Raw genomic sequence first — 25,487 nt, 5'->3', positions numbered from 1 at the left:
GCACGGCTCTCCCGCAGCCGCCGTCCGAGCCTCCATGTCTTCCGCCGAATCCGCCGCTCCCCCGACCGATCCCGCCGTCCCGGCACGCCAGGACTTCATCCGGCAGATCGTCCGCGAGGATCTGGCCAGCGGCAAGCACCCCACGGTGCGCACGCGCTTCCCGCCCGAGCCCAACGGCTACCTGCACATCGGTCACGCCAAGGCGATCTGCCTCGACTTCGGCATCGCCGCCGAGTTCGACGGCCGCTGCAACCTGCGCTTCGACGACACGAACCCGGAGAAGGAAGATCTCGAGTTCGTCCGCGCGATCGAGGACGACGTGCGCTGGCTGGGCTTCGAGTGGGCCGAGCTGCGCCACGCCTCGGACTACTTCGACGTCTATTACCGCGCCGCCCGGAAGCTGATCGAACAGGGCGACGCCTTCGTCTGCGATCTCACCGCGGAGCAGATCCGCAAGTACCGCGGCACGCTGGTCGAGCCGGGCCGCAACTCGCCGTTCCGCGACCGCAGCGTCGACGAGAACCTCGACCTGTTCGCGCGCATGCGCGCGGGCGAGTTCGCCGACGGCACGCGCACCCTGCGCGCGAAGATCGACATGGGCAGCGGCAACATGAACCTCCGCGACCCGGCGCTGTACCGGATCAAGCAGGTCGCCCACCAGAACACCGGCGACGCCTGGCCGATCTATCCGATGTACGACTTCGCCCACGCGCTGGGCGATTCGATCGAGGGCATCACCCATTCGCTGTGCACGCTGGAGTTCGAGGATCACCGCCCGCTGTACGACTGGGTGGTGGACCGCGTCGACCTGGCCGGCAATCCGGACCTGCTGGCGTCGCTGACCGAACGCGGGCTGCCGGTCGTGGCCGCGAAGCCGCGCCAGATCGAGTTCTCGCGCCTCAACATCAACTACACGGTGATGAGCAAGCGCAAGCTCACCCAGCTGGTCGGCGAAGGCCTGGTCGACGGCTGGGACGATCCGCGCATGTACACGCTGCAGGGCCTGCGCCGCCGCGGCTACACGCCGGCGAGCCTGCGACTGCTGGTCGACCGCGTCGGCATCAGCAAGCAGAACTCGGTCATCGATTTCTCGGTGCTCGAGGGCGCGCTGCGCGACGATCTCGACGCCCGCGCGCCGCGCCGCATGGCGGTGGTCAATCCGCTGAAGCTGGTGCTCACCAACCTGCCCGAAGGTCATGCCGAGACGCTGAGCTTCCCCAACCACCCGAAGGACGAGGCGCAGGGCGTGCGCGAGGTGCCGTTCTCGCGCCAGCTGTGGATCGAGCACGACGACTTCGCCGAAGTGCCGCCCAAGGGCTGGAAGCGGCTGGTCCCGGGCGGCGAAGTACGCCTGCGCGGCGCCGGCATCGTGCGCTGCGACGAGGTGATCAAGGACGAGAGCGGCGCGATCGTCGAACTGCGCGGCACGCTCGATCCCGAGTCGCGTCCGGGCATGGAAGGCGCCAACCGCAAGATCAAGGGCACGATCCACTGGGTCAGCGCCGCGCATGCGGTCGAGGCCGAAGTCCGTCTTTACGACCGGCTGTTCGTGGTCGAAAAGCCGGACGACGAGTCGACCGGCAAGACCTACCGCGACCATCTGAACCCCGAGTCCAAGCGCAGCGTGACCGGCTACGTCGAGCCGGCCGCAGCATCGGCCGCGCCCGAGCAGTCGTTCCAGTTCGAGCGCCTGGGCTACTTCGTCGCCGACCGCGTCGACCACACGGCCGCCAGGCCGGTGTTCAACCGCAGTGTGACCCTGCGCGATACCTGGGCGGCGGACAAGGCCGGCGGTTGAGGCCACTGGAACACCCTGCATCCCGTGCGGGCTGATCGACAGGTCGCTCGGGTGCATTGCGGATCGCAGGCCACGCTCCGCGCGCTCGCGCAACGCCGCACCGCACCGACGGACAGGACGCCTCGCCGATGACGTTGATCTCGATGCTGCTGTATCTGCTGAACCAGCATCCGTTCTGGATGATTCCGGTGTACCTGGCGTTCGGCATCGGTATGACGATCTGGCGCCGCAACGCAGGCTGGGGCATCGCCACCTTCCTCGCGTGGATGTTCGCGATGTTCTGCATGCAGTTCATCAATGCCGTATTTCTCAACGCGGTCGGTACGCGCGGCACCGCCGTACTGATCGACGCGCGCCAGACCAGCTCCAAGCTCAACGAGAACTACGTCTGGACGTACGAGGGCGTGCTGCGCACCGAAGACGGACGCGACGTGACGTTCGGGTTCGACACCATGTCGGCGACGCTGTATCCGCTGCGCAACGCCATCGAGATTCCGCCGCTGGGCCAGCGATTCGAGGTCAAGTACGTGCCCGGCTTCGCACGCAATGTGGTGATCCTGACCGACGCGTCCGAACACGGCCGCGCCCTGCAGCGCCGCGAGGACGTGCAAGCCGTGATGCGCGCACGGCGCCAGTACGACGCCAGCCCGACCAATCCGGCCTTCATCGCCGAATATCGGATGGCGCTGCGGACGTACCTGTCGCAGCACCCCGACGTGGATGCGCCCGACCATGTCCGCTTCCAGCGGGCGCTCGACACGCTGGACGCGCTGGAGCGGTAACATCCCCGGCATGATCCGCCTGCGCGCCCTGTCGTTCCGCCTGTTGCCCGGCCTGCTGTTGCTGGTGCTCGCGGCATGTGCGGCGCCTGCACCGCCGGTCGCCGAGGCCGCGCCGCCCGCAGGTGCGCCGGTCATCGATCGGCCCGTCGCGCCGTCTGGCGTGCCGGATCTCGACACCAGCTGCCGCGTCGACAGCGATTGCGCGGTCAAGAACGTCGGCAGCTGCTGCGGCTACCAGCCGGCCTGCGTCAATGCGAACGCGCAGGTCGATCCGCAGGCGGTGCAGGCCGACTGCGCACGCCGCGGCATCGCCGGGGTCTGCGGCTTCGTCGAGATCCAGTCCTGCGCCTGCGTCAACTCGCGCTGCGAGGCGCCCGCGCCGGGCAGCCTGCTGCGCTGATCCCCCGCTTCTTTTCCGGAAAGTCCAATGCTGTATGCCCAGGTCCACCTGACCCTGCCCGCGTGGGTGCACGAACACGTCGACGTGTCGCGCGCCTACGTCGGCGATGACGCCAAGGTCGCGCTCGCGATCGATCTCTCACGGATGAACATCGAGGCGCAGAGCGGCGGCCCGTTCGGCGCGGCCGTGTTCGGCGGCGACGACCGCATCATCGCCGTCGGCGTCAACCGGGTGATGCCGCATACCTGCTCGGTCGCGCACGCCGAAACCATGGCCTACATGCTCGCGCAGCAGCGCCTGCAAACGCCCCGCCTCAATGAGCGCGGTGGCCCGGTCACGCTGGCGACGTCGTCGCAGCCCTGCTGCATGTGCTACGGCGCGACCGTCTGGGCCGGCATCGACCGGCTGCTGATCGGCGCACGCTCGCAGGACGTCGAGGCGCTGACGCCGTTCGACGAAGGCCCGCTGCCCGAAGACTGGATCGGCGCGCTGAACCAGCGCGGCATCGAAGTCGTGCGCGATCTGCTGCGCGACGACGCGCGCGCTGTGCTGCGCACCTACGGCGAAACCGACGGGGCGAAGTACTGACATGAGCGACATCGACACCGATCACGCCGACGCCGTGGCCGAACCGGCCGACGACGCGACCTCGCCCCTGCATGCGATCAGCGGCCTGCTCTGCTACTGCCGCCCGGGCTTCGAACCCGATCTCGCCGCCGAGCTCACCGAGCGCGCGGCCGGCGTGCACGTCGCGGGCTACGCGCAGACCAAGCGCGGCGACGGCTACGTGCTGTTCCATTCCGACAACGGTCCGTCGCTGACCAGCGAACTGCCGTTCCGCGAACTGATCTTCGCGCGCCAGAAGCTGATGCTGCTGGCCGAACTGCGCGATCTCGACCCGACCGACCGCATCACGCCGATCTTCGAAGTGCTCGCCGGCCGCGGCCGCCATGGCGAACTGATGGTCGAGCATCCCGAATCCGACGAGGGCAAGCAGCTCGCCGGCCTCGCGCGCAGCTTCGGCAACGCGCTGCGTCCGGCGCTGCGCAAGCGCGGCTTCCTGAGCCAGAAGGACGAGACGCGCTTCCCGCGCCTGCACGTGTTCTTCGTCTCGGGCACGCACGCCTACATCGCGCAGTCCGTGGTGGGCGACAGCGCGCCGTGGGCCATGGGCATTCCGCGCCTGCGCACGCACGCCGATGCGCCCTCGCGTTCGGCGTTGAAGCTCGAAGAAGCCTTCATGGCGCTGCTGACCGAACGCGAGCGCAATGCCCGCATCAAGCCCGGCATGCGGGCGGTCGATCTGGGCGCTGCGCCCGGTGGCTGGACCTGGGTGCTGACGCGCGAACACATGCGCGTGGTCGCGGTCGACAACGGACCGATGCAGGCCGATCTGATGGACACCGGCCTGGTCGACCATCACCGCGTCGACGGCTTCCGCTACCAGCCCGTCGGCGCCGTCGACTGGATGGTCTGCGACATGGTCGAGCAGCCGCGCAAGGTCGCCGAGCGCATGGCGACCTGGTTCCGCGAAGGCTGGTGCCGCAATGCGGTCTTCAACCTCAAGCTGCCGATGAAGAAGCGCTGGCAGGAAACGCTGCTGGCGCTGGACCTGTTCGCCAACAACGCCGGCGAGCACGACAACCTGGTGATCCGCGCGCGTCAGCTCTATCACGACCGCGAAGAGATCACGGTCTACGCCAGCGTCGACTGATTCGAACCCCGGAGCGCGCCATGGCAGCAGGCTGGATCACCGTCGTCGCCCCGTACCTGCCGGAAATCGTCCGGCTGGCGCGGCCGATCTTCACCCGCACGCCGCCGCCTCTGGTCGATCTGGGGCAGCAGCGCCGCAACGACGTACTCGACGCGCAGATCACCGAGCTGCAGGACGCCGCGAGCCAGAACGCCGACTCGATCGGGAAGCTCGCCGCGGACATGCAGAAGACCATCGACGTGCTGCAGCTGGGCGCGGCGCGCGTCGAACAGCGCCTGCTGCGCGCGCAGGTCCTCGCGGTGGTCGCCTGCACCGTTGCGGTGCTGGCCTTCGGCCTCGCCGCCTGGGCGCTCGCGCGCTGACGCAACCGCCACATCCGGGCTGCATACTGCGCGCGCCCTCCCACCGGATCGACCCGCATGGCGTCCAGCCTGCTCACCCTGCTCGACGATATCGCCACCGTGCTCGACGACGTGGCCCTGATGACCAAGGTGGCCGCGCGCAAGTCCGCCGGCGTGCTCGGCGACGACCTCGCCCTCAATGCGCAGCAGGTCACAGGCGTCACGGCCGATCGCGAACTGCCGGTGGTCTGGGCGGTCGCGAAAGGGTCGGCGCGCAACAAGTTGATCCTCGTGCCGGCCGCGCTCGCGATCAGCGCGTGGCTGCCGTGGCTGGTCACGCCGCTGCTGATGGCCGGCGGCCTGTTCCTCTGCTACGAAGGCTTCGAGAAGGTGCTGCACAAGCTGCTGCACAAGGCCGAGGACGACGCCGCCAAGCCGGGCCGCACTGCCGCGCTCGCAGGCACGGATGTCGATCCGGTGGTGTTCGAACGCGACAAGATCCGCGGCGCGGTGCGCACCGATCTGATCCTGTCGGCCGAGATCATCGCGATCACCCTCGGCACCGTCGCCGGCGCCGCGTTCGCGACCCAGGTCGGCGTGCTGGTCGGCATTTCGGCGTTGATGACGGTCGGCGTCTACGGTCTCGTCGCGGGCATCGTCAAACTCGACGACGCCGGCCTCTACCTGAGCAAGCGCGCGTCCAGCGCGGCGCAGGCGATCGGTCGCGGCATCCTGCGCGTCGCGCCGTGGCTGATGAAGACGCTGGCGATCGTCGGCACCGCGGCGATGTTCCTCGTCGGCGGCGGCATCCTGACCCACGGCGTGCACGACGTGCAGACCTGGATCGACGACGCGGCGACCGGCCTCGGCGCGCTGCCGGAAGTCGGCATGGTGCTCGGCGCGATGCTGCCGACGGTGATCAACGCGGTGGTCGGCATCGTTGCCGGCGGCATCGTGGTGGGCCTCATCGCGCTGATCCGGCGCATGCGCGGCAAGCCCGCGCTCGCGCACTGACGGCGCGCGCTCAGCAGGGCAGGACGAAGGCGCCGAGCCAGATCATCAGGCCGGCGAGCCACAGTCCCAGCATCACCACGCAGGCGCCCAGCAGCCACAGCGCGCGCACGCCCGGTCGCAATGCACGGATGTGCCGCCAAGTGAACACCGGCGCGGCAAGTCCGATACATGCGGCGAGCGCGAGCACGCCGTAACCAAGCGCGACGAACCAGCCCGGCTTGACCGATTCGACCGGGCACTGGGTCATCGCGAACGTCGGTGCAGCGGCGCACGCCAGCAGCGCGGCGACCAGTGATCGGAACGCCGGACTCAAAGTCCCGCCGCCCGCTTCCACAACAGGTTGCGCAGCGGCGGCACGGCCTGCGCAATGCCGAGCGCGTGGCTGCGCAACAGCACAGGCAAAAGCGATTCATTCGAGTACGCGCGGTTGATCGATTCGAAGGCGTGCGCGGCGACCGCGCTCTCGCTGCGTCGCGCGCGCGCCCAGCGCGCGAGCCGCTGCGGCGCATCCCATCGCGCGCCGCGACGACGCGCGTCGGCGACGCTATCGGCCAGCCCGATCACGTCGCGCAGGCCTAGATTCACGCCCTGCCCGGCCAGCGGATGCACGACGTGCGCGGCGTCGCCGATCACCAGCACACGGCCCTGCAACTGCGCATCTGCCAGTTGCCGTCGCAACGGAAACGCGGCGCGCGGCGAGACCGGCGTCAGCGTGCCGAGCCGGCCGCCGGACGCGCGCGTCAGTGCATCCGAGAACGCCGCGTCGTCGAGCTCGCGCATGCGCGTCGCTTCGTCGGCGGGCAGTGTCCAGACGATGGAGCTGCGGCCCTGTCCGACCGGCAGCAACGCCAGCGGACCGGTCGGCAGGAAGCGCTGCCACGCGGTATCGCGATGCGGTTCCGTGCTGTCGACATAGCCGACCACGCCGGCCTGCGCATAGTCGTGCGCGCGGGTGCCAATGCCGGCGAGCGTGCGCAGCGTCGACGCCGCGCCGTCGGCGGCGATCGCCAGACGCGCCTCGATCCGGCTGCCCGCGTCGAGGCGCAGGGTCACGCCGTCGCCATCCTGTTCCAGCGCTTCGACCTGCGCCGGCGCACGCACGTCGACGCCGGCCGCTGCCAGCCGCGCCCACAGCCGGTCGACCAACAGAGCGTGTTCGACGATCCAGCCGAGCTCGCGCATGCCGAGCTGGTCGGCGTCGAACACCAGTTCGCTGCCACCGCCTGCATCCCAGACCTGCATGCGCCGGTAGGGATGCGCGCGCGTGGCGCGGATGTCGTCCCAGGCACCGACCGAACGCAACAGCCTGGCGCTGTCGTGCGCGAAGGCATAGACGCGCAGATCCGGACTCCCCGCCGACCACGCGGCGGGCGCGCGCGCCTCGACCAGCACCACGTCGAGATCCTGCGCGGCCAGCGCCAGCGCGCACGCGGCGCCGACCACACCACCGCCGACGATCACGACATCGCGTCGCTCGCGGCGGCTCATGCGGCGACTCCCCGGCACAGCGCCGGCACGTCGCCGCGATAGCCCATCGCACCGCCGGCGAGCATCGCCTGCAATGCGGAGTCGCGATCGATGGCCAGCAGGCCGAGACTGCGCAGCGGCCGCAGCAGGCGCGCGGGATTGGAGGTCACGCGGGCGAGCCCGTCGGAGAACGCCAGCGTGCGCGTGCGGTCGTCCTGGCGACGCGCGACGTGACGTTCGAGCAGGCCGGGCGCGCCCGGATCGGCTGCGCCGGCGATGACTTCGGCCAGCGTGAGCGCATCGCGCAGACCGAGGTTGAAGCCCTGGGCGCCGATCGGATGCAGGCTCTGCGCTGCATTGCCGACCAGCACGGCCCGCGTGTCGATACAGCGTGCGGCGACCACGCGCCGGGCCGGATGCCGACTGCGCGGACCGACCGACAGGAACCGACCCGCGCGCCAGCCGAACGCCGCCTGCACGCGCGCGAGAAATGCCGCGTCGTCGAGTGCGGCGACCGCATCGGCTTCCTCGCTTGAAACACCATGGACCAGGCCGTAATGCCGGTCGCTGCGCGGCAGCAGCGCGGTCGGCCCGGTGTCGGTCAGGCGCTCGAAGGCGCGGCCATCCGGCGCACGCGCCGCGCGCAGGCGCGCGATGAACAGGGTCTGCGCGTAATCGTGGGTCTCGGCGTCGATCCCGAGCGCCCGGCGCACCGCACTGTCGGCGCCGTCGGCCCCGACCACCAGTTGCGCCCGCACCCGCATGTCGCCGTCCACACCGCTGAGACGGACCACGCGATGACCGTCTTCGATGCCGTCGAACCCCGCGAAGCGCGCCGGCCGGTAGCGCACCAGCCGCGGCAGCTCCGCCAGACGCGCTTCGAGCGCTTCGCCGAAATCGCGTGCGACGACCACCTGCCCGAACGCGTCGCGTCCGTAATCGGCCGCGGCCAGCTTCACCCGGCCGAAATCGCCGGCGCGGCTGACGTGGATCTCGCGGATCGGCCCGCCCGGCGCGCGCAGCTTCTGCAGCACGCCGAGCGCGGTCAGCGCGTTGACCGTCGCCTCGGCGAAGCTGAGGTTGCGCTCGTCGAACACCGCCGGCATCGACGCCGGCGGTGTGGCCTCGACCAGGGCGGCATCGACCCCCGCGCGGTCCAGGGCGATCGCGAGACTGGCGCCGACCAGACCGCCGCCGACGATGAGGACCGGATGCACCGGTGCTGGATGTGTTTCGACCATGACCGCGATGATACGCGCCGCCCTCTGCGCCCCGCGCTGCGGCTCCGCTAGAATGCGCGCTCGACCCGACGTTGCACCGGAGCTGTCCGATGACCCTCACCGCCCGCCGCGCCACGATCTTCGCCCTGCTGGCCGCGCTGATGGCCGCGACCCGGCTGCACCACTTCGCCGCGATCCCCGATGCCTCGTGGGCGGTGTTCTTCATCGGTGGCTTCTATCTCGCGGGCTGGCAGCGCTGGGCGTTTCCGGCGCTGATGGTGCTCGCGGTCGCGGTGGACTGGTTCGTCATCACCAGCCAGGGCCTGTCGTTCTGGCAGCACTACTGCGTGTCGCCGGCCTACTGGTGCCTGGTGCCGGCGTACTTCGCGCTGTGGGCCGGCGGTGGCCTGCTGCGTCGCCACCTGTCGGCGTCCGCGCCGGTCGCGATCGGCCAGCTGGTCGTCGCGCTGGTGGCGTCGGTCGCGGTCTGTCATCTGCTGGCGCAGGGCAGCTTCTACTGGATCAGCGCTTCGGTCGCCGATCCCACATTGGCCGGCTGGTGGAAGAACTACAGCGACTGGCTGCTGCCCTACATGCGCACTGCCGCCTTGTACGTCGGCATCGCTGCGATGGCCCACGTGCTGCTGACGCGCGTGCTGCCCAAGCCGGCAACCGCCGCCCGTCCGCTGCACGCCGACTGACGTCGCGCGGATGGGCAACCGTCTTTCGAAGATCTACACCCGCACCGGCGATGACGGCTCGACCGGTCTCGGCGACGGCGCACGGGTCGGCAAGGATTCGTTGCGCGTGACGGCCTATGGCACCGTCGACGAGGCGAACTCGACGATCGGCCTGTTGCTGGCCGCGGACGTTCCCGAGGACATCCGCAGCCTGCTGACGACCGTGCAGCACCAGCTGTTCGATCTCGGCGGCGAGCTGTGCATTCCCGGCCACGCCGCGATCGAGGACGCCGATATCGAGCGCCTCGAACAGCAGCTCGACTACTACAACGACGATCTGCCGCCGCTGAAGGATTTCATCCTGCCCGGCGGCGGCGAAGCGGCGGCGCGCTGCCACATCGCCCGCACCGTGGTCCGCCGCGCCGAGCGTGAATCGGTGGCGCTGGCGAGGATCGAGGATGTCCGCCCGCAGGCGGTGCGCTATCTGAATCGACTGTCGGACCTGCTGTTCGTGCTCGCCCGGGTGCTGGCACGCGCCAGCGGCCACGGCGAGGTGCTGTGGCACCACGAGCGGCGGCGCTGAGCGATGCACCATCCGGTCGGCTTCGGCGGCGGTGACCCCCGGCGGGTGCCGGTGTTTTCGCATCCGAGTCTGCTGGACCACGACACCGGTCCAGGCCATGCCGAACGCCCCGAGCGCCTGGCCGCCGTCATCGAAGCGCTGCGCGCCGCGTTCCCCGATCTCGACCTGCGCCAGGCGCCACCCGCGACCCGCGGCCAGTTGCTGCGCGTCCACGACGCCGCGCTGCTCGCGACCGTGCTCGATTCGCAGCCGACCGGCCGTATTCCGCTCGACAGCGACACCGTGCTCTCGCCCGGCTCGGCCCAGGCCGCGCTGCATGCGGCAGGCGCCGGCGTCGCCGCGGTGGATGCGGTGCAGGGCGGCACGGAGCGCCGCGTGTTCTGCGCCGTGCGCCCGCCGGGCCACCACGCCACCGGCGACATCGCGATGGGTTTCTGCCTGTTCAACAACATCGCCGTGGCCGCCGCGCATGCGCTGGACCGTTACGGCCTGACCCGGATCTCGATCGTCGATTTCGACGTGCACCACGGCAACGGCACCCAGGCGATCTTCGAGGCCGAACCGCGCGTGCAGTACGTCAGCTCGCACCAGATGCCGCTGTTCCCCGACACCGGGCGACGCGACGAGCGCGGGGTCGGCAACATCGTCAACCTGCCGCTGACCGCCGGCACCGGCAGCCGGCGCTTCTGCGAGGCCTGGCGCGAACGGCTGCTGCCCGAGATCGACGCCTTCGCGCCGCAGCTGCTGATGATCTCGGCCGGCTTCGACGCCCACTGGCGCGATCCGCTGGCCCAGCTGCAGCTCGACGCCGAGGATTTCGGCTGGCTGACCGGCGAACTCGTCGCCATCGCCGAGCGGCACTGCGAGGGCCGGATCGTCTCGATGCTCGAAGGCGGCTACGACCTCCAGGCGCTGCGCGAAAGCAGCGTCGCCCACCTGCGCGCACTCGCCGGCTGACCTCGCTTCAGCCGGCACCGCAGCCGGCCCGGAATCGCCGATATCGCAGGTGAACAGGATGTCTTCGGACCGCATTGCCGCTGCCCGGTGGATCGGTCATGCTGGCGCCCGTTTTTCCCGCTGAACGGATCGACCGTGCGCACAGCCCTCCGCTTGCTTCCCCTTCCGTTCTGCATCGCGGTTTCGCTGTCCGCCAACGCCGACGACAGGCTCCGTCCCAACTACTGGGCGCTGTGTCCGATCGAGGACGCCGTCCCGGCCTTCACCGACGCCCAGGCGCCGGTCGGCACGGTCGAGCAGCGCGAAACCCAGCCCACCGACATCGACGGCGACGCCTTCGACGGGCTGGCCGGCGTGGACAGCGACTTCACCGGCAACGTCACCGGCAATGTGACCCTGCGCCGCGGCGACCAGTTCCTCGGCACCGACGATCTGCAGTTTTCGCAGGATGACGGCACCTTCGTCGCCGACGGCAACGTGCGCTACCAGGACCGCGGCATGCGCGTCGTGGCCGACCGCGTCGAGGGCGACACGATCGCCGAGTCCTACCGCATGGACAGCGTGCAGTATCAGCTGACCGCACGCCGCGGCAACGGCGGCGCCGATCACATCCGCATGGACGGCACCGTCGGCGCCCTGCTCGGCTCCACCTACTCGACCTGCACGCCCAGCGACCGCTGGTGGGAGTTGAAGGCCGGTCAGATCGACATCGACACCGACATGGGCATGGGCACCGCGCGCAACGCGACCCTGCGCGTGGGCAAGGTGCCGGTGCTGTACGTGCCGTGGTTCCGGTTCCCGATCGACGAACGCCGCCTGAGCGGCCTGCTGTTCCCGCGCATCTCGCAATCCGGCCGCAACGGCTTCGACTACACCCAGCCGATCTATCTGAACCTCGCGCCCAACTACGACATGACGCTCGAGCCGCGCTTCATGAGCCGGCGCGGCGTACAGCTGGGCACTGAATTCCGCTTCATGACCGACCGCACGCGCGGCGAACTGGACGTGGCCTATCTGCCGTCGGACAAGCTCACCAGCCGTGAGCGCGAGCTCGAAGAAGAGCAGGTGCCGATCGTCGAGAACCGGCGCAAGGCCGACCGCGCGTTCCTCGGCTTCGGCGGTTCGCTGGACATCAACCCGACCTGGCAGGGCCGCGCCAACCTGACCTGGATGAGCGACCCGCGGTATCTGGAAGACTCGAGCAACAACGTCGACGGCATTTCGTCGGTCAGCGCGTTGAGCCAGATCGGCGTGTTCGGCCAGGGCTCGTCGGGCGACCGCGGATTCTGGAACGCGAGCGTGCTCGGCGACTACCAGTTGCTGACCGACTACACGCTTCCCGAGTCGGTGCTGCCCTACAACCGCCTGCCGCACGCCTCGTTCACCTGGCAGCGCCCGTATGGCGACTGGATCAACGCCGGCGTCGACACCACCGCGACGCGCTTCGCGCACATCGACGACGCCGCACGTCCGGGCGGCAGCCGTCTCGATCTGAAGCCCTACATCTCGCTGCCGTTCGAAGGCGCAGCCTGGTTCGTGCGGCCGACGCTGGCATGGCGCCACACCAGCTATGCGCTGGACCGCGCACTGACCGACCAGATCGCCGCACAGCGCGCCCGGGCCGAACTCGGCATTCCCGTCGACCAGCCTGTGCCGGCCGATACGCTGGCGCTCTACAGCAACAGCTCGCCGAGCCGCAGCCAGCCGATCGGCTCGATCGACGCCGGCCTGTTCTTCGACCGCAACACCAGCTGGCGCGGCGAGGAATACCTGCACACGCTCGAGCCGCGGCTGTTCTATCTGAACTCGCCGTACCGCGACCAGTCCGCGCTGCCGCTGTTCGACACCACCCCGCTGACCTTCGGCTGGGGCCAGTTGTTCCGCGACAACCGCTATTCCGGCGCCGACCGTCAGGCCGATGCGAACCAGATCACGATGGCGGTCAGCACGCGCCTGATCCGCGAATCCGACGGCCAGGAGAAACTGTCGGCCAGCCTCGGCCAGATCGTCTATCTCTCCGATTCGCGGGTCACGATTCCCGGCGAAGCGCAGGTCGAACAGGGCCGTTCGGCTTGGGTCACCGACGCGACCTACGCGATCAACGACCGCTGGACGGTCAGCGCCGGTTACCAGTGGGATCCGAAGTTCCGCCGCGAAGACCTGATGTCGCTGCGCACGCGCTATCTGATCGGCGACGAAGGCATCGCGAACTTCGCCTACCGCCGCCGCGCGGATCTGATCGAACAGGCCGACCTGTCGTTCCTGTATCCGATCAGCCCGGCGTGGAGCATCGTCGGCCGCTATTACTACTCGTTCACCGACAGCCGCCTGCTCGAAGCCGTGGCCGGTGTGCAGTGGGACAGCTGCTGTCTCGCGGCGCGCGTCGTCGGCCGCCGCTACCTGCGCAATCGCCAGGGCGAGCTGAACAACGCCATCATGTTCGAACTTGAACTGAAGGGTCTGGGCTCGGCCGGACCCAACACGGAAGACCGTTTGCGCCGTGCTATTCTCGGTTATTACCGCGATGACCTCTATCTCGTGCCGCCGTCCGAGCTGCGCAACAGCGACGACGATGAGACCCTGACCCCCGGCCTGAGCCAATGAAGACACTGATCTATTCCCTCGCGGCCGCTGCCGCGCTGTTCGCGTCGAGTGCGCACGCGCAGGACCTCCAGCCGCTGGACCGCATTGCCGCCGTCGTCGACGAGGATGTGATCCTCGCCAGCGAACTCGAGCGCGCCGTCGCCAACATCCGCGGCCAGTACGCCACCCGCCAGGACCAGCTGCCGCCGCAGGAAATCCTCGAGCGCCAGGTGCTGGAGCGTCTGATCACGATGCGCCTGCAGACCGCGAACGCGCAGCGCACCGGTGTGCGCGTCAGTGACCAGGAAGTCGATCAGGCGATCGCCGCGATCGCCCAGCAGAACAACTTCACGATGGATCAGCTGCGCCAGCAGCTGGCGGGCGACGGCATGTCGTTCGACGACTTCCGCGCGTCGCTGCGCGAGGAGCTGATGATCCAGCGCATGCGCCAGCGCTTCGCGCAGACCCGCATCTCGGTCAGCGACGCGGAAGTCGATGCGGCGCTGTCGGCCGAGGCGACCGGCGCGCAGTACCGTCTGGCGCACATCCTGGTGGCGCTGCCGGAAGGCGCGACCCCCGAGCAGATCCAGACCGGCCAGCAGAAGGTCGACGGCATCAAGTCGCTGCTCGATCGCAACGAGATGGAATTCTCCGCCGCCGCCGTGCGCTACTCCGACAGCCCGAACGCGCTGGAAGGCGGCGATCTGGGCTGGCGCCGCGCCGATGAAATCCCGGCCGCATTCGCGACCGCGGTGACGAGCCTGCAGCCCGGCCAGACGATCGGCCCGATCCGGGGCCCGAGCGGCTTCCAGATCCTGCAGCTGGTCGATCGCCGCGAAGCCGCGCAGTCGGCCGATGCCGGTTCGGTCACCGAGTACCAGGCGCGCCACATCCTGATCCGCAGCGAGCCGGGCAACGACGCTGCCGCCAAGGGTCGCGCGGACAGCCTGCGTGCACGTCTCGTCGGCGGTGCCGACTTCGCCGAAGTCGCGCGCGAGAGCTCGGAAGACAACGCCACCAAGGCCAACGGCGGCGATCTCGGCTGGTTCACCCAGGACGAGTTCGGCCCGGACTTCGGCGGCCAGGTCGCGGCGATCGGCGACGGCGACATTTCCGAGCCCTTCCGCACCCAGGCCGGCTGGCACATCGTCCAGCGCCAGGCCACGCGCCAGGCGGCCGGCAACGACAACAACCGACGTGCCCAGGCCCGCGAAGCCATCGGCCAGCGCAAGCTGGAAGACGAATGGGACCGCTACGTGCGCGAGCTGCGCGGCGAAGCCTACGTCAGCGTCCGCGTCGGCCCCAACCGCGATCCCGAGATCGGCAGCGGCGGCTGAGATGCGACCCGTCCGGTTGGCGCTGGTCCCGGGCGAACCGGCCGGCGTCGGGCCGGAACTCTGCGTGCGCGCCGCCTGGCGCGCCTGGGACTGCGATCTGGTCGCCATCGGCGACCGTCCCACCCTGCAACGCGCGGCCGACGCGATCGGCCTGTCGATCGCCTTCACCGACGCCGAAGCCACCGACGTGGCGCCCGGCACGCTGCGCCTGATCGAACTGCCGCACGCCGCGGCCACCGCCTTCGGCACCCCGGATCCGCGCAACGCCCGCAGCGTGCTCGACGGCTTGCTGCATGCCGCGGCCGGCTGCCGCGACGGACGCTTCGACGGCATGGTCACCGGCCCGGTGCACAAGGCGGCGATCAACGCCGGTGGCGTGCCCTACACCGGCACCACGGAGCTGCTGGCCCACGACGCCGGCTGCGACGTCGTGATGATGCTGGCCAACCCGACGTTGCGTGTCGCACTGGCGACCACGCACCTGCCGCTGCGCGCCGTGCCCGACGCGATCACCGCGCCGTTGCTGGAACGCGTCATCGGCATCCTCGACGCCGCTTTACGCGAGGACTTCGGCATCACCGCACCGCGCATCGCAGTGCTGGGCCTCAATCCGCATGCCGGTGAAGCCGGACATCTCGGTCACGAGGAGATCGAGACCATCACGCCGGTGCTCGAGCGCCTGCGCGCCCGCGGCCTGCTGCTCGAAGGCCCGCTGCCGGCGGATACCGCGTTCCTGCCCGCGCGTCTGGCGAACGCCGATGCGGTGCTGGCGATGTATCACGACCAGGGCCTGCCGGTGCTCAAGTACAGCGGCTTCGAATCGGCGGTGAACCTCACCCTGGGCCTGCCCTACCCCCGCGTCGCCGTCGATCACGGCACTGCACTGGAACTCGCCGGCAGCGGCCGCGCCGATCCGTCGAGCCTGTTCGCCGCGATCGAACAGTGCGCCGCGCTCGGCCGCAACCGCAGGCACGTCGCGTGAGCGCCGACGACACCATCGGCTGGGACGACTTCATGCGCGTCGATCTGCGCGTGGGCCGTGTGGTATCGGCCGAGCCGTTCCCGCAAGCCCGCCGTCCTGCCTACATCCTGCATGTCGATTTCGGCCCCGAGCTCGGCGTGCGCAAGTCCAGCGCGCAGATCACCGCGCAGTACACGCCCGAGGCGCTGGTCGGCCGGCTGGTCGTGGGCGTGGTCAATTTTCCGCCCAAGCAGATCGGCCCGCTGATGTCCGAATGCCTGGTCACCGGCTTCCACGACGCCGACGGCCACGTGCGCCTGTGCGTGCCCGACGGCGATGTCGCGCCCGGCACCCGCCTGCTGTGAGCTTCCCCTCCATCCGATTCGGCTTGACCACACGATGATGCGTTCCCCTGCCGCGCCCGGCACGTTCTCCGAGCCGCCGAAGAAATCCCTCGGCCAGAACTTCCTGCACGAGCGGGGCGTCGTCGATCGCATCGTACTGGCAGTCAATCCACAGCCCGGCGACCGGCTCGTGGAGATCGGCCCCGGCCAGGGTGCGATGACGTTTCCGCTGCTCAAGCGTCACGGCGCGCTGACCGCGATCGAGTTCGACCGCGATCTGCTCGAGCCGCTGACGCTGCAGGCGGCCGCGCACGGCGCACTGGAGCTGATCCATGCGAACGTGCTCGACGTCGACTTCACCGCGCTCGCCGGCGATGCGCCGATCCGGTTGGTCGGCAACCTGCCCTACAACCTGTCCTCGCCGATCCTGTTCCACGCGCTCGACCATGCGGCGGTCGTCACCGACATGCATTTCATGCTGCAGAAGGAAGTCGTCGAGCGCATGGCGTCCGGCCCGGGCAGCAAGGTCTACGGCCGCCTCAGCGTGATGCTGCAGGCCTATTGCGAGGTCACGATGCTCTTCGTCGTCGGCCCCGGCGCATTCCGCCCGCCGCCGAAGGTCGATTCGGCCGTCGTGCGTCTGAAGCCGCGCCCGGCGCACACCGTCGGCATCGACGATGCGCGGCGATTCTCCGACATCGTGAAAGCCGCTTTCGGCCAGCGTCGCAAGACGCTGCGCAATGCGCTGTCGACGCTGATGGACAGCGATGCGATCACCGCTGCCGGCATCGATCCGCAACTGCGCGCCGAGCAGCTCGCGGTCGCGGATTTCGTGCGTCTGGCGAATCATCCGGTGACGACGTAGTCGATGCATTCATGGCCTGCGGATACACTGTCTCCAGCATGGACGAGACAGCCGACTACACACTCGAGATCCAGATCGCGACGCGCTTCCTCGACGAGGAATCGACGCCCGACGACGACCGCTACGTGTTCGCCTACACCATCCGCATCCGCAACACCGGCCGACTGGCCGCGCAGCTGATGGCCCGCCACTGGGTCATCACCGATGCCAATGGCCGGATCGAGGAAGTGCACGGCGACGGTGTGGTGGGCGAACAGCCGCGCCTGGAACCCGGCGAAGCCTTCACCTATACCTCGGGCGCGGTGCTCTCGACCGCGGTCGGCACGATGGAAGGTTCCTACGACATGGTCGGCGACGACGGTGCGCAGTTCGATGCGCCGATTCCGCCGTTCACGCTCTCGATTCCGCGAACCCTGCACTGATGGCCGTCTGGGCGATCGGTGATCTGCAGGGCTGCTACGGCCCCACGCAGCGACTGCTCGAAGCGATCCGCTTCGATCCGGCGGTCGATCGCCTGTGGTTCTGCGGCGATCTGGTCAACCGCGGCGGTGAGTCGGTCGAGACGCTGCGGCTGGTGCATTCGCTGCGCGACAACGTGGTCAGCGTGCTCGGCAATCACGACCTCTCGCTGCTGGCGATCGCCGAGCGCCGCGAGGAAGACCAGCGCAAGGTCAACGCCGATCTGCAGGGCGTGCTGTTCGCACACGACCGCGACGTGCTGCTCGACTGGTTGCGCGCGTGCCCGCTGCTGCACGTCGACCGCGAACTCGGCTGGATGATGCTGCACGCCGGCCTCGCGCCGCGCTGGGACGTCGATCTCGCACAGCGCCATGCGCGCGAGATCGAGAACAAGCTGCGCGGCCCCGGCTACAAGAAGCTGCTGCGCAACATGTATGGCGATCGCCCCGCGTGGTCGCCGAACCTGACCGGTTACGACCGCGACCGCGCGATCATCAACGTGTTCACGCGCATGCGCTACTGCTCGCCGCGCGGCCGCATCGCGTTCGAGGAAAAGGGCACGCCCGGCACCCAGCAGCCCGGCATCTATCCCTGGTTCGAAGTGCCGGGCCGTGCCGAGCGCGATCTGAAGATCGTCTGCGGCCACTGGTCGACGCTGGGTCTGTTCCTCGGCCTGGGCGTGCATGCGCTCGACACCGGCGCGGTCTGGGGCGGCACGCTCACCGCGCTGCAGCTCGATGCGGAGACGCTGCGTGTCGTGCAGGTGCCCGGCCGCGACGTGTCCGGCCTGCCGCCGCGCAAGGTCCAGGCCTGACGCCGATGCGGTCGGTGTCACGGCTCGCAGCGCTCCTGCTGCTCGCCTGCGTCGCTCTGCCGGCAGTCGCGAGACCGGCACTGGTGGACGCCGCGCGCGCGCAGATCGGCGTGACCGTGCGCTACGACCCTGCCTACATCCGTCTGTCCTATCCCGGCGGCGACGTGCCCGACGACCGCGGCGTCTGCACCGATGTCGTCGTGCGCGCGCTGCGCACGCAGGGGCTGGATCTGCAGCAAGCGATTCACGAGGACATGCGCAGCGCATTCGCCGCGTATCCGCGCGACTGGGGCGCCGACGCGCCCGATCGCAACATCGATCACCGGCGCGTGCCCAACCAGATGCGCTGGTTCGAGCGGCAGGGCTGGCAACGTGCGATCGGCCAGCGCGCTGCGGATTTCCGCCCCGGCGACATCGTCGCCTGGCGCCTGCGCAGCGGCCAGCTGCACATCGGCATCGTATCGGATCGCCGCAGCGCAGCCGGCACGCCGCTGATCCTGCACAACATCGCCCGCGGCACGCGCGAGGACGACCTGTTGTTCGACCACACCATCATCGGCCACTACCGGCCGACGCGTCCCCTTGCACGCGTCGCGCGCTGATCAGGCGCGGCGGTACTCGACGAACTCGAAGGCATGCGCATGGCGCGCATCGGCCGCATGCGGGGTGCGCGAGATCTCGCGCCACGCCGCCGCGTCCCAGGCGGGAAAGAACGCATCCGCGCCGTCCACCACGGTGTCGACATGGGTCAGCTGCAGTACGTCCGCCTGCGGCAGCGTGAGCGTGTAGATCGCGCCGCCACCGATGACGCACAGCGCGTCCGCGTTCTGCGCGCCGGCGATGGCGATCGCCTCGTCGAGCGTCGCGACCGCCTGCATGCCGTCGAACGGCACGCGTCCGCTGCGGGTCAGCACGAGGTTGGTGCGTCCGGGCAGCGCACGTCCCAGCGATTCCGCGGTCCGTCGCCCCATCAGCACCGGCTTGCCGAGCGTCAGCGCCTTGAAGTGGCGGAAGTCTTCGGGCAGATGCCAGGGCATCGCATTGCCGCGGCCGATCGCGCGATGGCGATCGACTGCCGCGACGAGCACCAGAGCCGGCCTGCTCATTCGGCGTCCAGCGCGTCGCGCAGACGACCATCGGACGCGAAGTCCCAGTCACCACCGAACTCGATGTCGTCGACGCGCCACTGCGCGTGCTCGCAACGCATCAGCGCATGGTCGCGCCAGCGCGCGTCGCCCTGGCCGGCGTAGCGCATCTCGACCGCGACGCGTGTCGGCGCGGCGGGATCGGCCTGCGCCGACAGCACGGCGGTCGGTCCTTCGAACAGGCTGGTGAACAGGCTGCCCTCGATGAAGGACGGCTTGTCGTCCGGAAACGCCGCGATTTCGGCCTGCTGGCGAACGCGCGCACGCGCGATCGAGGCCTGCATGCCGGAGGACAGCAACGGGCCGAGCGTGTGCATCGCATCCGCCGACGGCAGCCCGCGGGGGTTCAGCGCGACGACCTGGCGGAAGAACGTCTCCGCGGCATCGACGGGGGATGCGCCCGCGCACGCATCAGAGGTCGCCGACGCACTGGCAGCGCGCGTGGGCATCTGCTGGCAACCCGCAGCCGCCAGCGACGCGACGAGCGCCAGCGCGATGCGCGCAACGTTCATACCGCGATCGGCGCCTTGATCGCCGGCGCGGGATCGTAGCCCTCGATCGCGATGTCCTCGAAGCGGAACCCGAACAGATCGGTGACGTCCGGATTGAGCCGCAGCGTCGGCAGCGCCCGCGGCGTGCGGGTCAGCTGCTCGCGGGCCTGGTCGTAGTGGTTCGAGTACAGATGCGCGTCGCCGAGCGTGTGCACGAAGTCACCGACGCCCAGGCCGGTCACCTGCGCGACCATGTGGGTCAGCAGCGCATAGCTGGCGATGTTGAACGGCACGCCGAGGAAGATGTCGCCGCTGCGCTGGTAGAGCTGGCAGCTGAGCTTGCCGTCGACGACGTAGAACTGGAACAGCGCGTGGCAGGGCATCAGCGCCATCTCCGACAGCTCGCCGACGTTCCAGGCGCTGATCACCAGACGACGCGAATCGGGATTGCGGCGGATCTCGTCGACCAGCCACTGCATCTGGTCGATCGTGCGGCCGTCGGCCGTCGTCCAGCGCCGCCACTGCTTGCCGTAGACCGGGCCCAGTTCGCCGTCGGCGTCGGCCCACTCGTCCCAGATGCTGACCTTGTGGTCGCGCAGGTAGGCGACGTTGGTGTCGCCCTGCAGGAACCACAGCAGCTCGTGGATGATCGAGCGCAGGTGCAGCTTCTTCGTCGTCACCAGCGGGAAGCCGGCGTTGAGGTCGTAGCGCATCTGCCAGCCGAACACGCTGCGCGTGCCGGTGCCGGTGCGGTCGGACTTCTCGGCGCCGTGGTCGAGGACGTGCTGCAGCAGATCGAGGTACTGCTTCATCGCGATCTCCGGATCGATCGGGGCGATGCGTGCATCGCTTATTGCGTGTCGACGGTCGCCGCGGGCGGCACCGGCTGCAGGGTCGGTGCACTGCGCGAACGCCACAGCAGGAACAGGCCCAGCGCGATCAGCGGCAGCGACAGCACCTGCCCCATCGTCAGCCAGCCGAACGCCAGATAGCCGAGCTCGGCATCGGGCACGCGGACGAACTCGACGATGAAGCGGAACACGCCGTACAGCAGCGCGAACAGCCCCGACACCGCATAGCGCGGCCGCGGCTTGCGCGAGAACCACCACAGCACGACGAACATCACCAGGCCTTCGAGAAACGCCTGGTAGAGCTGCGACGGATGGCGGGCGAACTGGTCCAGCGCGCCGGTCGCGAACTCGCTCTGCAGGCGCTCGGCCGACCAGCCGCGGAACGCGGGATCGGTCGGAAACACCACGCCCCAGCCGGCCTGCGTGTACTTGCCCCACAACTCGGCGCCGATGTAGTTGCCGATGCGGCCGAAGCCCAGACCCGGCGGCACCCACGGCGCGACGAAATCCATGACGTCGAAGAAGTGCAGGCCCTGCTTGCGCGTCCACCACCACGCCGCCACCAGCACACCGAGCAGGCCGCCGTGGAAGCTCATGCCGCCGTCCCAGACCTTGACCAGCATCAGCGGGTCGCGCAGCAGATCGCCGAAGGCATAGAACAGCACGTAGCCGGTCCGGCCGCCGAGGATCACGCCGAGGATGCCGTAGAAAAGTAGATCGCCGAACTGTTCGACGTTGACGCCCGGCAGGCGCCCGGCGCGGATGCGGCTGCGTCCGAGCAGCCACGCCGTGCCGAAGGCCAGCAGGTACATCAGGCCGTACCAGTGGATCGACGGATGGAAGGCGCCCACCTGTGGCAGGTGGACCGCGATGGGATCGATCTGGTGGAGGATCGTCATCGGATCAGCGCGGCATCGGATCGGTCGGCTCGTCCACCGGCGGCGTCCGCTCGCCGCGCACGCGCATCGCGTTGCGCTTGGCCCACAGGTTCAGCATCTCGACCGCGGCCGAGAAGCCCATCGAACCGTAGATGTAGCCCTTCGGAATGTGCAGGCCGAACCCGTCGAGCAGCAGATAGATGCCGATCAGCACGATGAAGGTCAGCGCCAGCATCTTCACCGTCGGATTCGCGTCGATGAACTTGCCCAGCGGCTGCGCCGCCAGCAGCATTACCGCGACCGCCAGCAGGATCGCGCAGACCATCACCGGCACGTAGTCGCCGGCCATGCCGACGGCGGCGATCACCGAGTCCAGCGAGAACACGATGTCGATGACCGCGATCTGCGCGATCACCGCGCCGAACGAGGCCGTCGCCTTGCCGACCGTGCCGTGGGCCTCGCCGTCCTCGCCCTTGAGCTGCTCGCGGATCTCCATCGCACCCTTCACGATCAGGAACAGACCGCCGAGGATCAGCACCAGATCGCGCACCGAGATGCCGCGTCCGAACAGTTCGAACAGCGGCTCGGTCAGCCCGGCCAGCCAGGCCAGCATCAGCAGCAGGCCGATGCGCGTGATGCACGCCACCGCGATGCCGAACTTGCGCGCGAACTCGCGCTGCTCGACCGGCAGCTTGGACACCGCGATCGAGATGAAGACCAGATTGTCGATGCCGAGCACGATCTCGATCGCGCTGAGCGTGATCAGCAGGATCCAGACCTGCGGGTCGGTAATCAATTCCATCATCGGTGACACATCCTCATTGAGATTCGATCGGCGCGGCGCGTGACCACCATCACCACGCTCACAGCCAGCGCGGCAGCAGGATCAGGCCCCACACCACCACTACATTGACCATCGTGACGAACACCGCGGCCGAGCCCATGTCCTTGGCCCGGCCCGCGAGTTCGTGGAATTCAGGGCCGTAGCGCTCGATCACGGCTTCGATCGCCGAGTTCAGCAGTTCCACGGCCAGCACCAGCAGACAACTGCCCAGCAGCAGCGCGCGCTCCACACCGTCGGCGCCCAGCCAGATCGCCAGCGGCGCGAGCACGACCAGCAGATACACCTCGAGCCGGAACGAGGACTCGTGCAGCCAGGCGGCACGCAGGCCCTGGCAGGACCAGACCGTCGCCTGGAACATGCGCACGAAACCGCGTGGGCGATGACCGATACCGTCCGCCATCGTTCACGGCACCCGTCGGACGGCACGACGCGCGGCGCGCGCCACGCTGCGGCCAGGCGCGGGCCGCGGAACAGTCGGAGACATGGTGGGCCGGAGGCGTCGGGCAGTCGCGTTGCGGCAATTCTGACACATCGTCCGCAAGGCGACGGCGGTCCCGGTTTGCATTGCCGGGCGGCGGCTGTTTGACTGGCCGGCGGATTTTCAGGAGCGACACCATGCCCATTCGACATCTGTCCCACCGCTGCCGGGCGCTGTGCGCCGCCGCCCTGCTCGCCGCCGGCGTGCTCGCCGGCTGCGCCACCGGCAACGGCGTGCCGGCCGGTCTGGACCCGGTGTCCTCGCCGGAATGGGCCACCGACATGGCGCGCTTCGCGACCGAGGACGCGGCGACACCGCCGCCCGAGCGCCCGGTCGTGTTCACCGGCAGTTCCTCGGTGCGGATGTGGGACACGCTGGCCGCCGATTTTCCGGAAGTGACCGTGCTCAACCGCGGCTTCGGCGGCTCGCAGGTGCGCGATGCGATCTGGTACGCCGATGAAGTCGCCCTGCGTTACCGGCCGCGGCAGATCGTGCTCTACGCAGGCGACAACGACATCGCCGAGGGTCGCTCGGCCGCGCAGGTCCTCGCCGACACGCAAGCCTTCGTCACACGCATCCGCACGACCCAGCCGGGCACGCCGATCGCCCTGCTCGGCATCAAGCCCAGCCCGTCGCGTGCGCACCTGCTCGGCGTGCAGCGCGACGCCAACACCGCACTGCGTGACTGGGCCGCGACCCAGCGCAACGTCGCCTATATCGACGTGTTCACCCCGATGCTCGATGCCGACGGCGTGCCGCGCGAGGATCTGTTCATCGCCGATCGCCTGCACATGAACGCCGCGGGCTATGCGATGTGGAAGGACATCATCGGTCCGTATCTGGTGCGTTGAGCCAGGCGGTCGCACGCGGCCACACCCAGATACCGCAATGCCCGGCATCGCCGGGCGCCGCGCATCGAACGTCATGGGACCACCCTTCTTCGCGGGGAGAATGGACCGTCATGCGCGCCGCGCGCGAGTCGACCACCAGCGTGCGTCACCGCGACCCGCGCCTTGCGGATTCTGCGCGATGGAAATGATTCCCGCCTGCGCTTGAAACGCTTACACGGCGATTTCCGTGTCGCGACGCACAGCGCAAGCGAGCGCCAAGTGTGCACGGTGCCCTGTTCATTGACACGTGCAACCGTCCCGGCCAGCGTCGGTCGACCGGCGCAGCGCGCATGCGTGTCGCCCGGGACAGGAACAGGGGGAAGACCGCGGTAGCCACCCTTCATCAAGGAAATCACGATGATCCACAAGCGCCTGCTCGTTCTCGCCGTAGCCTCCGTCCTTGCCTCGCCCGCGTTCGCCGCGGAACTGCGCAAGGTCGACAACGCGATTCCCGGCCAGTACATCGTCGTCTTCAACAGCGACGAGATCCGCGAACGCGTCGATGCCGACCGCCTCGCCGGCCGACTCGACAAGGCCCTCGTGGCCTCGCCCGATGCCGCCGTCGCCGCTGAAGTGGAAAAGCGTGTGGTCGACGTCGCCGCCCAGCACGACCTCAAGGTCACCCAGCTCTACACCCATGCGCTGCACGGCATGGTCGTCAACGCCGACGACCGCAAGCTGGCCAGCCTTCTCAACGATCCGCGCGTCGATTTCGTCGAGCAGGATGCCTACGTCGAATTGTCGGCCACGCAGACCGGCGCCACCTGGGGCCTGGACCGCATCGACCAGCGCGACCGTCCCTTGAACGGCACCTACGTCTACGATCCGCTGGCCGCCAACGTGCGCGCCTACATCATCGACAGCGGCATCCGTACCGGCCACACGCAGTTCGGCACGCGTCTGCTGTCGGGCTACTCGGCGATCAACGACGGTCGCGGTACCAACGACTGCAACGGCCACGGCACGCACGTCGCCGGCACCGTCGGCGGCACGACCTGGGGCGTGGCCAAGCAGGTGCGTCTGGTGCCGGTGCGCGTGTTCGGCTGCACCGGCGGCAGCGCCAACTCGACGATCATCGCCGGCATCGACTGGGTGCGCGCCAACCGCGTGCTGCCGGCCGTCGCCAACATGAGCCTCGGCGGCCCCGCGTCGACCGCGACCGACAACGCGACCAACAACCTGATCAACAGCGGCGTCACCGTCGTGGTCGCGGCCGGCAACAACAACGGCGCCAATGCCTGCAACTACTCGCCGGCGCGCGTGGCCAATGCAGTGACGGTGGGTTCGACCACGTCCACCGATGCGCGCTCCTCGTTCTCCAATATCGGCAGCTGCGTGAACATCTTCGCGCCGGGCAGCTCGATCACCTCGGCCTGGTCCACCAGCACGTCGGCGTCGAACACCATCAGCGGCACCTCGATGGCCTCGCCGCACGTCGCCGGCGCCGCGGCGCTGTATCTGACCAACAACCCCTCGGCCTCGCCGGCGACGGTGCGCAACTGGCTCTACAGCAACTCGACACCGAACCGGGTCAGCAACCCCGGGACGGGCTCGCCGAACCGCCTGCTCTACACGCGCTGATCGCGCGGAT

The 25,487-nt window shown here is 69.2% G+C and carries 29 protein-coding genes; 20 read left to right on the top strand and 9 right to left on the bottom strand.

Annotated elements, in window-relative coordinates:
- The first annotated feature begins 34 nt into the window (after positions 1-34).
- The 7 genes from V3391_RS17140 (at position 35) to V3391_RS17110 (ending at position 6,049) form a co-directional block, all read left to right on the top strand.
- The gene (locus tag V3391_RS17140; RefSeq protein WP_332079632.1) at positions 35-1,798 is read left to right on the top strand and encodes a glutamine--tRNA ligase/YqeY domain fusion protein; all 1,764 of its coding nucleotides are present in this window, start codon (positions 35-37) and stop codon (positions 1,796-1,798) included.
- A 128-nt stretch (positions 1,799-1,926) separates the two neighbouring features.
- The gene (locus V3391_RS17135; RefSeq protein WP_332079631.1) at positions 1,927-2,580 is read left to right on the top strand and encodes a hypothetical protein; all 654 of its coding nucleotides are present in this window, start codon (positions 1,927-1,929) and stop codon (positions 2,578-2,580) included.
- Positions 2,531-2,980, top strand: a complete 450-nt coding sequence (locus tag V3391_RS17130; RefSeq protein ID WP_332079630.1) for a hypothetical protein — start codon at positions 2,531-2,533, stop codon at positions 2,978-2,980. Before V3391_RS17135 ends, V3391_RS17130 begins: the two co-directional genes overlap by 50 nt.
- A gap of 27 nt (positions 2,981-3,007) precedes the next feature.
- On the top strand, positions 3,008-3,568 hold the full coding sequence (locus V3391_RS17125; protein WP_332079629.1) for a nucleoside deaminase: 561 nt from the start codon (positions 3,008-3,010) through the stop codon (positions 3,566-3,568).
- 76 nt (positions 3,569-3,644) lie between these two features.
- Positions 3,645-4,694, top strand: a complete 1,050-nt coding sequence (rlmM, locus tag V3391_RS17120; protein ID WP_332079732.1) for a 23S rRNA (cytidine(2498)-2'-O)-methyltransferase RlmM — start codon at positions 3,645-3,647, stop codon at positions 4,692-4,694.
- 20 nt (positions 4,695-4,714) lie between these two features.
- Positions 4,715-5,056, top strand: coding sequence for a hypothetical protein (locus tag V3391_RS17115; RefSeq protein WP_332079628.1), 342 nt, complete (start codon positions 4,715-4,717; stop codon positions 5,054-5,056).
- Between the two features lie 57 nt (positions 5,057-5,113).
- Positions 5,114-6,049, top strand: coding sequence for a DUF808 domain-containing protein (locus V3391_RS17110; RefSeq protein WP_332079627.1), 936 nt, complete (start codon positions 5,114-5,116; stop codon positions 6,047-6,049).
- A 10-nt stretch (positions 6,050-6,059) separates the two neighbouring features.
- On the opposite strand, the gene V3391_RS17105 is transcribed toward V3391_RS17110, so the two are convergent.
- From V3391_RS17105 to ubiH, 3 genes are all read right to left on the bottom strand, one after another.
- Positions 6,060-6,296, bottom strand: coding sequence for a hypothetical protein (locus V3391_RS17105; protein ID WP_332079626.1), 237 nt, complete (start codon positions 6,294-6,296; stop codon positions 6,060-6,062).
- Positions 6,297-6,358: 62 nt separating this feature from the next.
- The gene (locus tag V3391_RS17100) at positions 6,359-7,537 is read right to left on the bottom strand and encodes an FAD-dependent oxidoreductase (protein ID WP_332079625.1); all 1,179 of its coding nucleotides are present in this window, start codon (positions 7,535-7,537) and stop codon (positions 6,359-6,361) included.
- The gene (ubiH, locus tag V3391_RS17095; RefSeq protein WP_332079624.1) at positions 7,534-8,757 is read right to left on the bottom strand and encodes a 2-octaprenyl-6-methoxyphenyl hydroxylase; all 1,224 of its coding nucleotides are present in this window, start codon (positions 8,755-8,757) and stop codon (positions 7,534-7,536) included. The genes V3391_RS17100 and ubiH overlap by 4 nt, the downstream gene beginning before the upstream one ends.
- 89 nt (positions 8,758-8,846) lie before the next feature.
- Between ubiH and V3391_RS17090 the strand changes: the two genes are divergently transcribed.
- From V3391_RS17090 to V3391_RS17040, 11 genes are all read left to right on the top strand, one after another.
- Entirely contained in the window at positions 8,847-9,437 is a 591-nt protein-coding gene (locus V3391_RS17090; protein WP_332079623.1) for a hypothetical protein, read from the top strand.
- 10 nt (positions 9,438-9,447) lie between these two features.
- Positions 9,448-9,999, top strand: a complete 552-nt coding sequence (locus V3391_RS17085; protein ID WP_332079622.1) for a cob(I)yrinic acid a,c-diamide adenosyltransferase — start codon at positions 9,448-9,450, stop codon at positions 9,997-9,999.
- A gap of 45 nt (positions 10,000-10,044) precedes the next feature.
- Positions 10,045-10,956, top strand: a complete 912-nt coding sequence (locus V3391_RS17080; protein ID WP_332079730.1) for a histone deacetylase family protein — start codon at positions 10,045-10,047, stop codon at positions 10,954-10,956.
- 135 nt (positions 10,957-11,091) lie between these two features.
- A complete protein-coding gene (gene lptD, locus V3391_RS17075) occupies positions 11,092-13,560 on the top strand; it encodes an LPS-assembly protein LptD (RefSeq protein WP_332079621.1) in 2,469 nt (822 codons plus the stop codon).
- Positions 13,557-14,876, top strand: coding sequence for a peptidylprolyl isomerase (locus V3391_RS17070; RefSeq protein WP_332079620.1), 1,320 nt, complete (start codon positions 13,557-13,559; stop codon positions 14,874-14,876). The genes lptD and V3391_RS17070 overlap by 4 nt, the downstream gene beginning before the upstream one ends.
- Before the next feature lies 1 nt (position 14,877).
- On the top strand, positions 14,878-15,858 hold the full coding sequence (pdxA, locus tag V3391_RS17065; protein ID WP_332079619.1) for a 4-hydroxythreonine-4-phosphate dehydrogenase PdxA: 981 nt from the start codon (positions 14,878-14,880) through the stop codon (positions 15,856-15,858).
- A complete protein-coding gene (locus V3391_RS17060; RefSeq protein ID WP_343226858.1) occupies positions 15,855-16,202 on the top strand; it encodes a tRNA-binding protein in 348 nt (115 codons plus the stop codon). The genes pdxA and V3391_RS17060 overlap by 4 nt, the downstream gene beginning before the upstream one ends.
- A 34-nt stretch (positions 16,203-16,236) precedes the next feature.
- Positions 16,237-17,046 carry a 16S rRNA (adenine(1518)-N(6)/adenine(1519)-N(6))-dimethyltransferase RsmA gene (gene rsmA / locus V3391_RS17055; protein ID WP_425497287.1) on the top strand — a complete coding sequence of 270 codons (810 nt, stop codon included), beginning with the start codon at positions 16,237-16,239 and terminating at the stop codon, positions 17,044-17,046.
- Between the two features lie 38 nt (positions 17,047-17,084).
- On the top strand, positions 17,085-17,468 hold the full coding sequence (gene apaG / locus V3391_RS17050) for a Co2+/Mg2+ efflux protein ApaG (RefSeq protein ID WP_332079618.1): 384 nt from the start codon (positions 17,085-17,087) through the stop codon (positions 17,466-17,468).
- Entirely contained in the window at positions 17,468-18,319 is an 852-nt protein-coding gene (locus V3391_RS17045) for a symmetrical bis(5'-nucleosyl)-tetraphosphatase (RefSeq protein ID WP_332079617.1), read from the top strand. Before apaG ends, V3391_RS17045 begins: the two co-directional genes overlap by 1 nt.
- Before the next feature lie 14 nt (positions 18,320-18,333).
- Complete coding sequence (locus tag V3391_RS17040; protein ID WP_425497286.1) at positions 18,334-18,921, top strand: DUF1287 domain-containing protein; 588 nt, start codon at positions 18,334-18,336, stop codon at positions 18,919-18,921.
- Here V3391_RS17040 and V3391_RS17035 read toward each other — a convergent pair whose 3' ends face one another.
- From V3391_RS17035 to V3391_RS17010, 6 genes are read right to left on the bottom strand one after another with little or no spacing between them, the layout of a single operon-like run.
- The gene (locus tag V3391_RS17035; RefSeq protein ID WP_332079615.1) at positions 18,922-19,425 is read right to left on the bottom strand and encodes a dihydrofolate reductase; all 504 of its coding nucleotides are present in this window, start codon (positions 19,423-19,425) and stop codon (positions 18,922-18,924) included.
- Entirely contained in the window at positions 19,422-19,976 is a 555-nt protein-coding gene (locus V3391_RS17030) for a YqhG/Tai3 family protein (protein WP_332079614.1), read from the bottom strand. The genes V3391_RS17035 and V3391_RS17030 overlap by 4 nt, the downstream gene beginning before the upstream one ends.
- The gene (locus V3391_RS17025) at positions 19,973-20,767 is read right to left on the bottom strand and encodes a thymidylate synthase (protein ID WP_332079613.1); all 795 of its coding nucleotides are present in this window, start codon (positions 20,765-20,767) and stop codon (positions 19,973-19,975) included. Before V3391_RS17025 ends, V3391_RS17030 begins: the two co-directional genes overlap by 4 nt.
- A 38-nt stretch (positions 20,768-20,805) precedes the next feature.
- The gene (lgt, locus tag V3391_RS17020; RefSeq protein WP_332079611.1) at positions 20,806-21,705 is read right to left on the bottom strand and encodes a prolipoprotein diacylglyceryl transferase; all 900 of its coding nucleotides are present in this window, start codon (positions 21,703-21,705) and stop codon (positions 20,806-20,808) included.
- 4 nt (positions 21,706-21,709) lie between these two features.
- On the bottom strand, positions 21,710-22,489 hold the full coding sequence (locus V3391_RS17015; RefSeq protein ID WP_332077262.1) for a TerC family protein: 780 nt from the start codon (positions 22,487-22,489) through the stop codon (positions 21,710-21,712).
- Between the two features lie 58 nt (positions 22,490-22,547).
- Positions 22,548-22,928, bottom strand: a complete 381-nt coding sequence (locus V3391_RS17010; protein ID WP_232134389.1) for a diacylglycerol kinase — start codon at positions 22,926-22,928, stop codon at positions 22,548-22,550.
- A 215-nt stretch (positions 22,929-23,143) separates the two neighbouring features.
- Between V3391_RS17010 and V3391_RS17005 the strand changes: the two genes are divergently transcribed.
- Positions 23,144-23,857, top strand: a complete 714-nt coding sequence (locus V3391_RS17005; protein WP_332079610.1) for an SGNH/GDSL hydrolase family protein — start codon at positions 23,144-23,146, stop codon at positions 23,855-23,857.
- Between the two features lie 396 nt (positions 23,858-24,253).
- Positions 24,254-25,477 (top strand): S8 family peptidase, encoded by a 1,224-nt coding sequence (locus V3391_RS17000; RefSeq protein ID WP_332079609.1) that lies wholly within the window; start codon positions 24,254-24,256, stop codon positions 25,475-25,477.
- Positions 25,478-25,487: the final 10 nt, after the last annotated feature.

Source organism: Luteimonas flava (assembly GCF_036584485.1).
Classification (GTDB): domain Bacteria; phylum Pseudomonadota; class Gammaproteobacteria; order Xanthomonadales; family Xanthomonadaceae; genus Luteimonas; species Luteimonas flava.
Note: the sequence above shows the minus strand (reverse complement) of the source record. Positions and strands in the feature narration are given on the sequence as shown.

Coding starts and splice junctions, on each gene's coding strand:
- V3391_RS17140 (WP_332079632.1), top strand. CDS start 35: ATGTCTTCCGCCGAATCCGCCGCTCCCCCGACCGATCCCGCCGTCCCG.
- V3391_RS17135 (WP_332079631.1), top strand. CDS start 1,927: ATGACGTTGATCTCGATGCTGCTGTATCTGCTGAACCAGCATCCGTTC.
- V3391_RS17130 (WP_332079630.1), top strand. CDS start 2,531: ATGTCCGCTTCCAGCGGGCGCTCGACACGCTGGACGCGCTGGAGCGGT.
- V3391_RS17125 (WP_332079629.1), top strand. CDS start 3,008: ATGCTGTATGCCCAGGTCCACCTGACCCTGCCCGCGTGGGTGCACGAA.
- V3391_RS17115 (WP_332079628.1), top strand. CDS start 4,715: ATGGCAGCAGGCTGGATCACCGTCGTCGCCCCGTACCTGCCGGAAATC.
- V3391_RS17110 (WP_332079627.1), top strand. CDS start 5,114: ATGGCGTCCAGCCTGCTCACCCTGCTCGACGATATCGCCACCGTGCTC.
- V3391_RS17105 (WP_332079626.1), bottom strand. CDS start 6,296: ATGACCCAGTGCCCGGTCGAATCGGTCAAGCCGGGCTGGTTCGTCGCG.
- V3391_RS17100 (WP_332079625.1), bottom strand. CDS start 7,537: ATGAGCCGCCGCGAGCGACGCGATGTCGTGATCGTCGGCGGTGGTGTG.
- ubiH (WP_332079624.1), bottom strand. CDS start 8,757: ATGGTCGAAACACATCCAGCACCGGTGCATCCGGTCCTCATCGTCGGC.
- V3391_RS17090 (WP_332079623.1), top strand. CDS start 8,847: ATGACCCTCACCGCCCGCCGCGCCACGATCTTCGCCCTGCTGGCCGCG.
- V3391_RS17085 (WP_332079622.1), top strand. CDS start 9,448: ATGGGCAACCGTCTTTCGAAGATCTACACCCGCACCGGCGATGACGGC.
- V3391_RS17070 (WP_332079620.1), top strand. CDS start 13,557: ATGAAGACACTGATCTATTCCCTCGCGGCCGCTGCCGCGCTGTTCGCG.
- pdxA (WP_332079619.1), top strand. CDS start 14,878: ATGCGACCCGTCCGGTTGGCGCTGGTCCCGGGCGAACCGGCCGGCGTC.
- rsmA (WP_425497287.1), top strand. CDS start 16,237: ATGATGCGTTCCCCTGCCGCGCCCGGCACGTTCTCCGAGCCGCCGAAG.
- apaG (WP_332079618.1), top strand. CDS start 17,085: ATGGACGAGACAGCCGACTACACACTCGAGATCCAGATCGCGACGCGC.
- V3391_RS17045 (WP_332079617.1), top strand. CDS start 17,468: ATGGCCGTCTGGGCGATCGGTGATCTGCAGGGCTGCTACGGCCCCACG.
- V3391_RS17035 (WP_332079615.1), bottom strand. CDS start 19,425: ATGAGCAGGCCGGCTCTGGTGCTCGTCGCGGCAGTCGATCGCCATCGC.
- V3391_RS17030 (WP_332079614.1), bottom strand. CDS start 19,976: ATGAACGTTGCGCGCATCGCGCTGGCGCTCGTCGCGTCGCTGGCGGCT.
- V3391_RS17025 (WP_332079613.1), bottom strand. CDS start 20,767: ATGAAGCAGTACCTCGATCTGCTGCAGCACGTCCTCGACCACGGCGCC.
- lgt (WP_332079611.1), bottom strand. CDS start 21,705: ATGACGATCCTCCACCAGATCGATCCCATCGCGGTCCACCTGCCACAG.
- V3391_RS17015 (WP_332077262.1), bottom strand. CDS start 22,489: ATGATGGAATTGATTACCGACCCGCAGGTCTGGATCCTGCTGATCACG.
- V3391_RS17010 (WP_232134389.1), bottom strand. CDS start 22,928: ATGGCGGACGGTATCGGTCATCGCCCACGCGGTTTCGTGCGCATGTTC.
- V3391_RS17005 (WP_332079610.1), top strand. CDS start 23,144: ATGCCCATTCGACATCTGTCCCACCGCTGCCGGGCGCTGTGCGCCGCC.
- V3391_RS17000 (WP_332079609.1), top strand. CDS start 24,254: ATGATCCACAAGCGCCTGCTCGTTCTCGCCGTAGCCTCCGTCCTTGCC.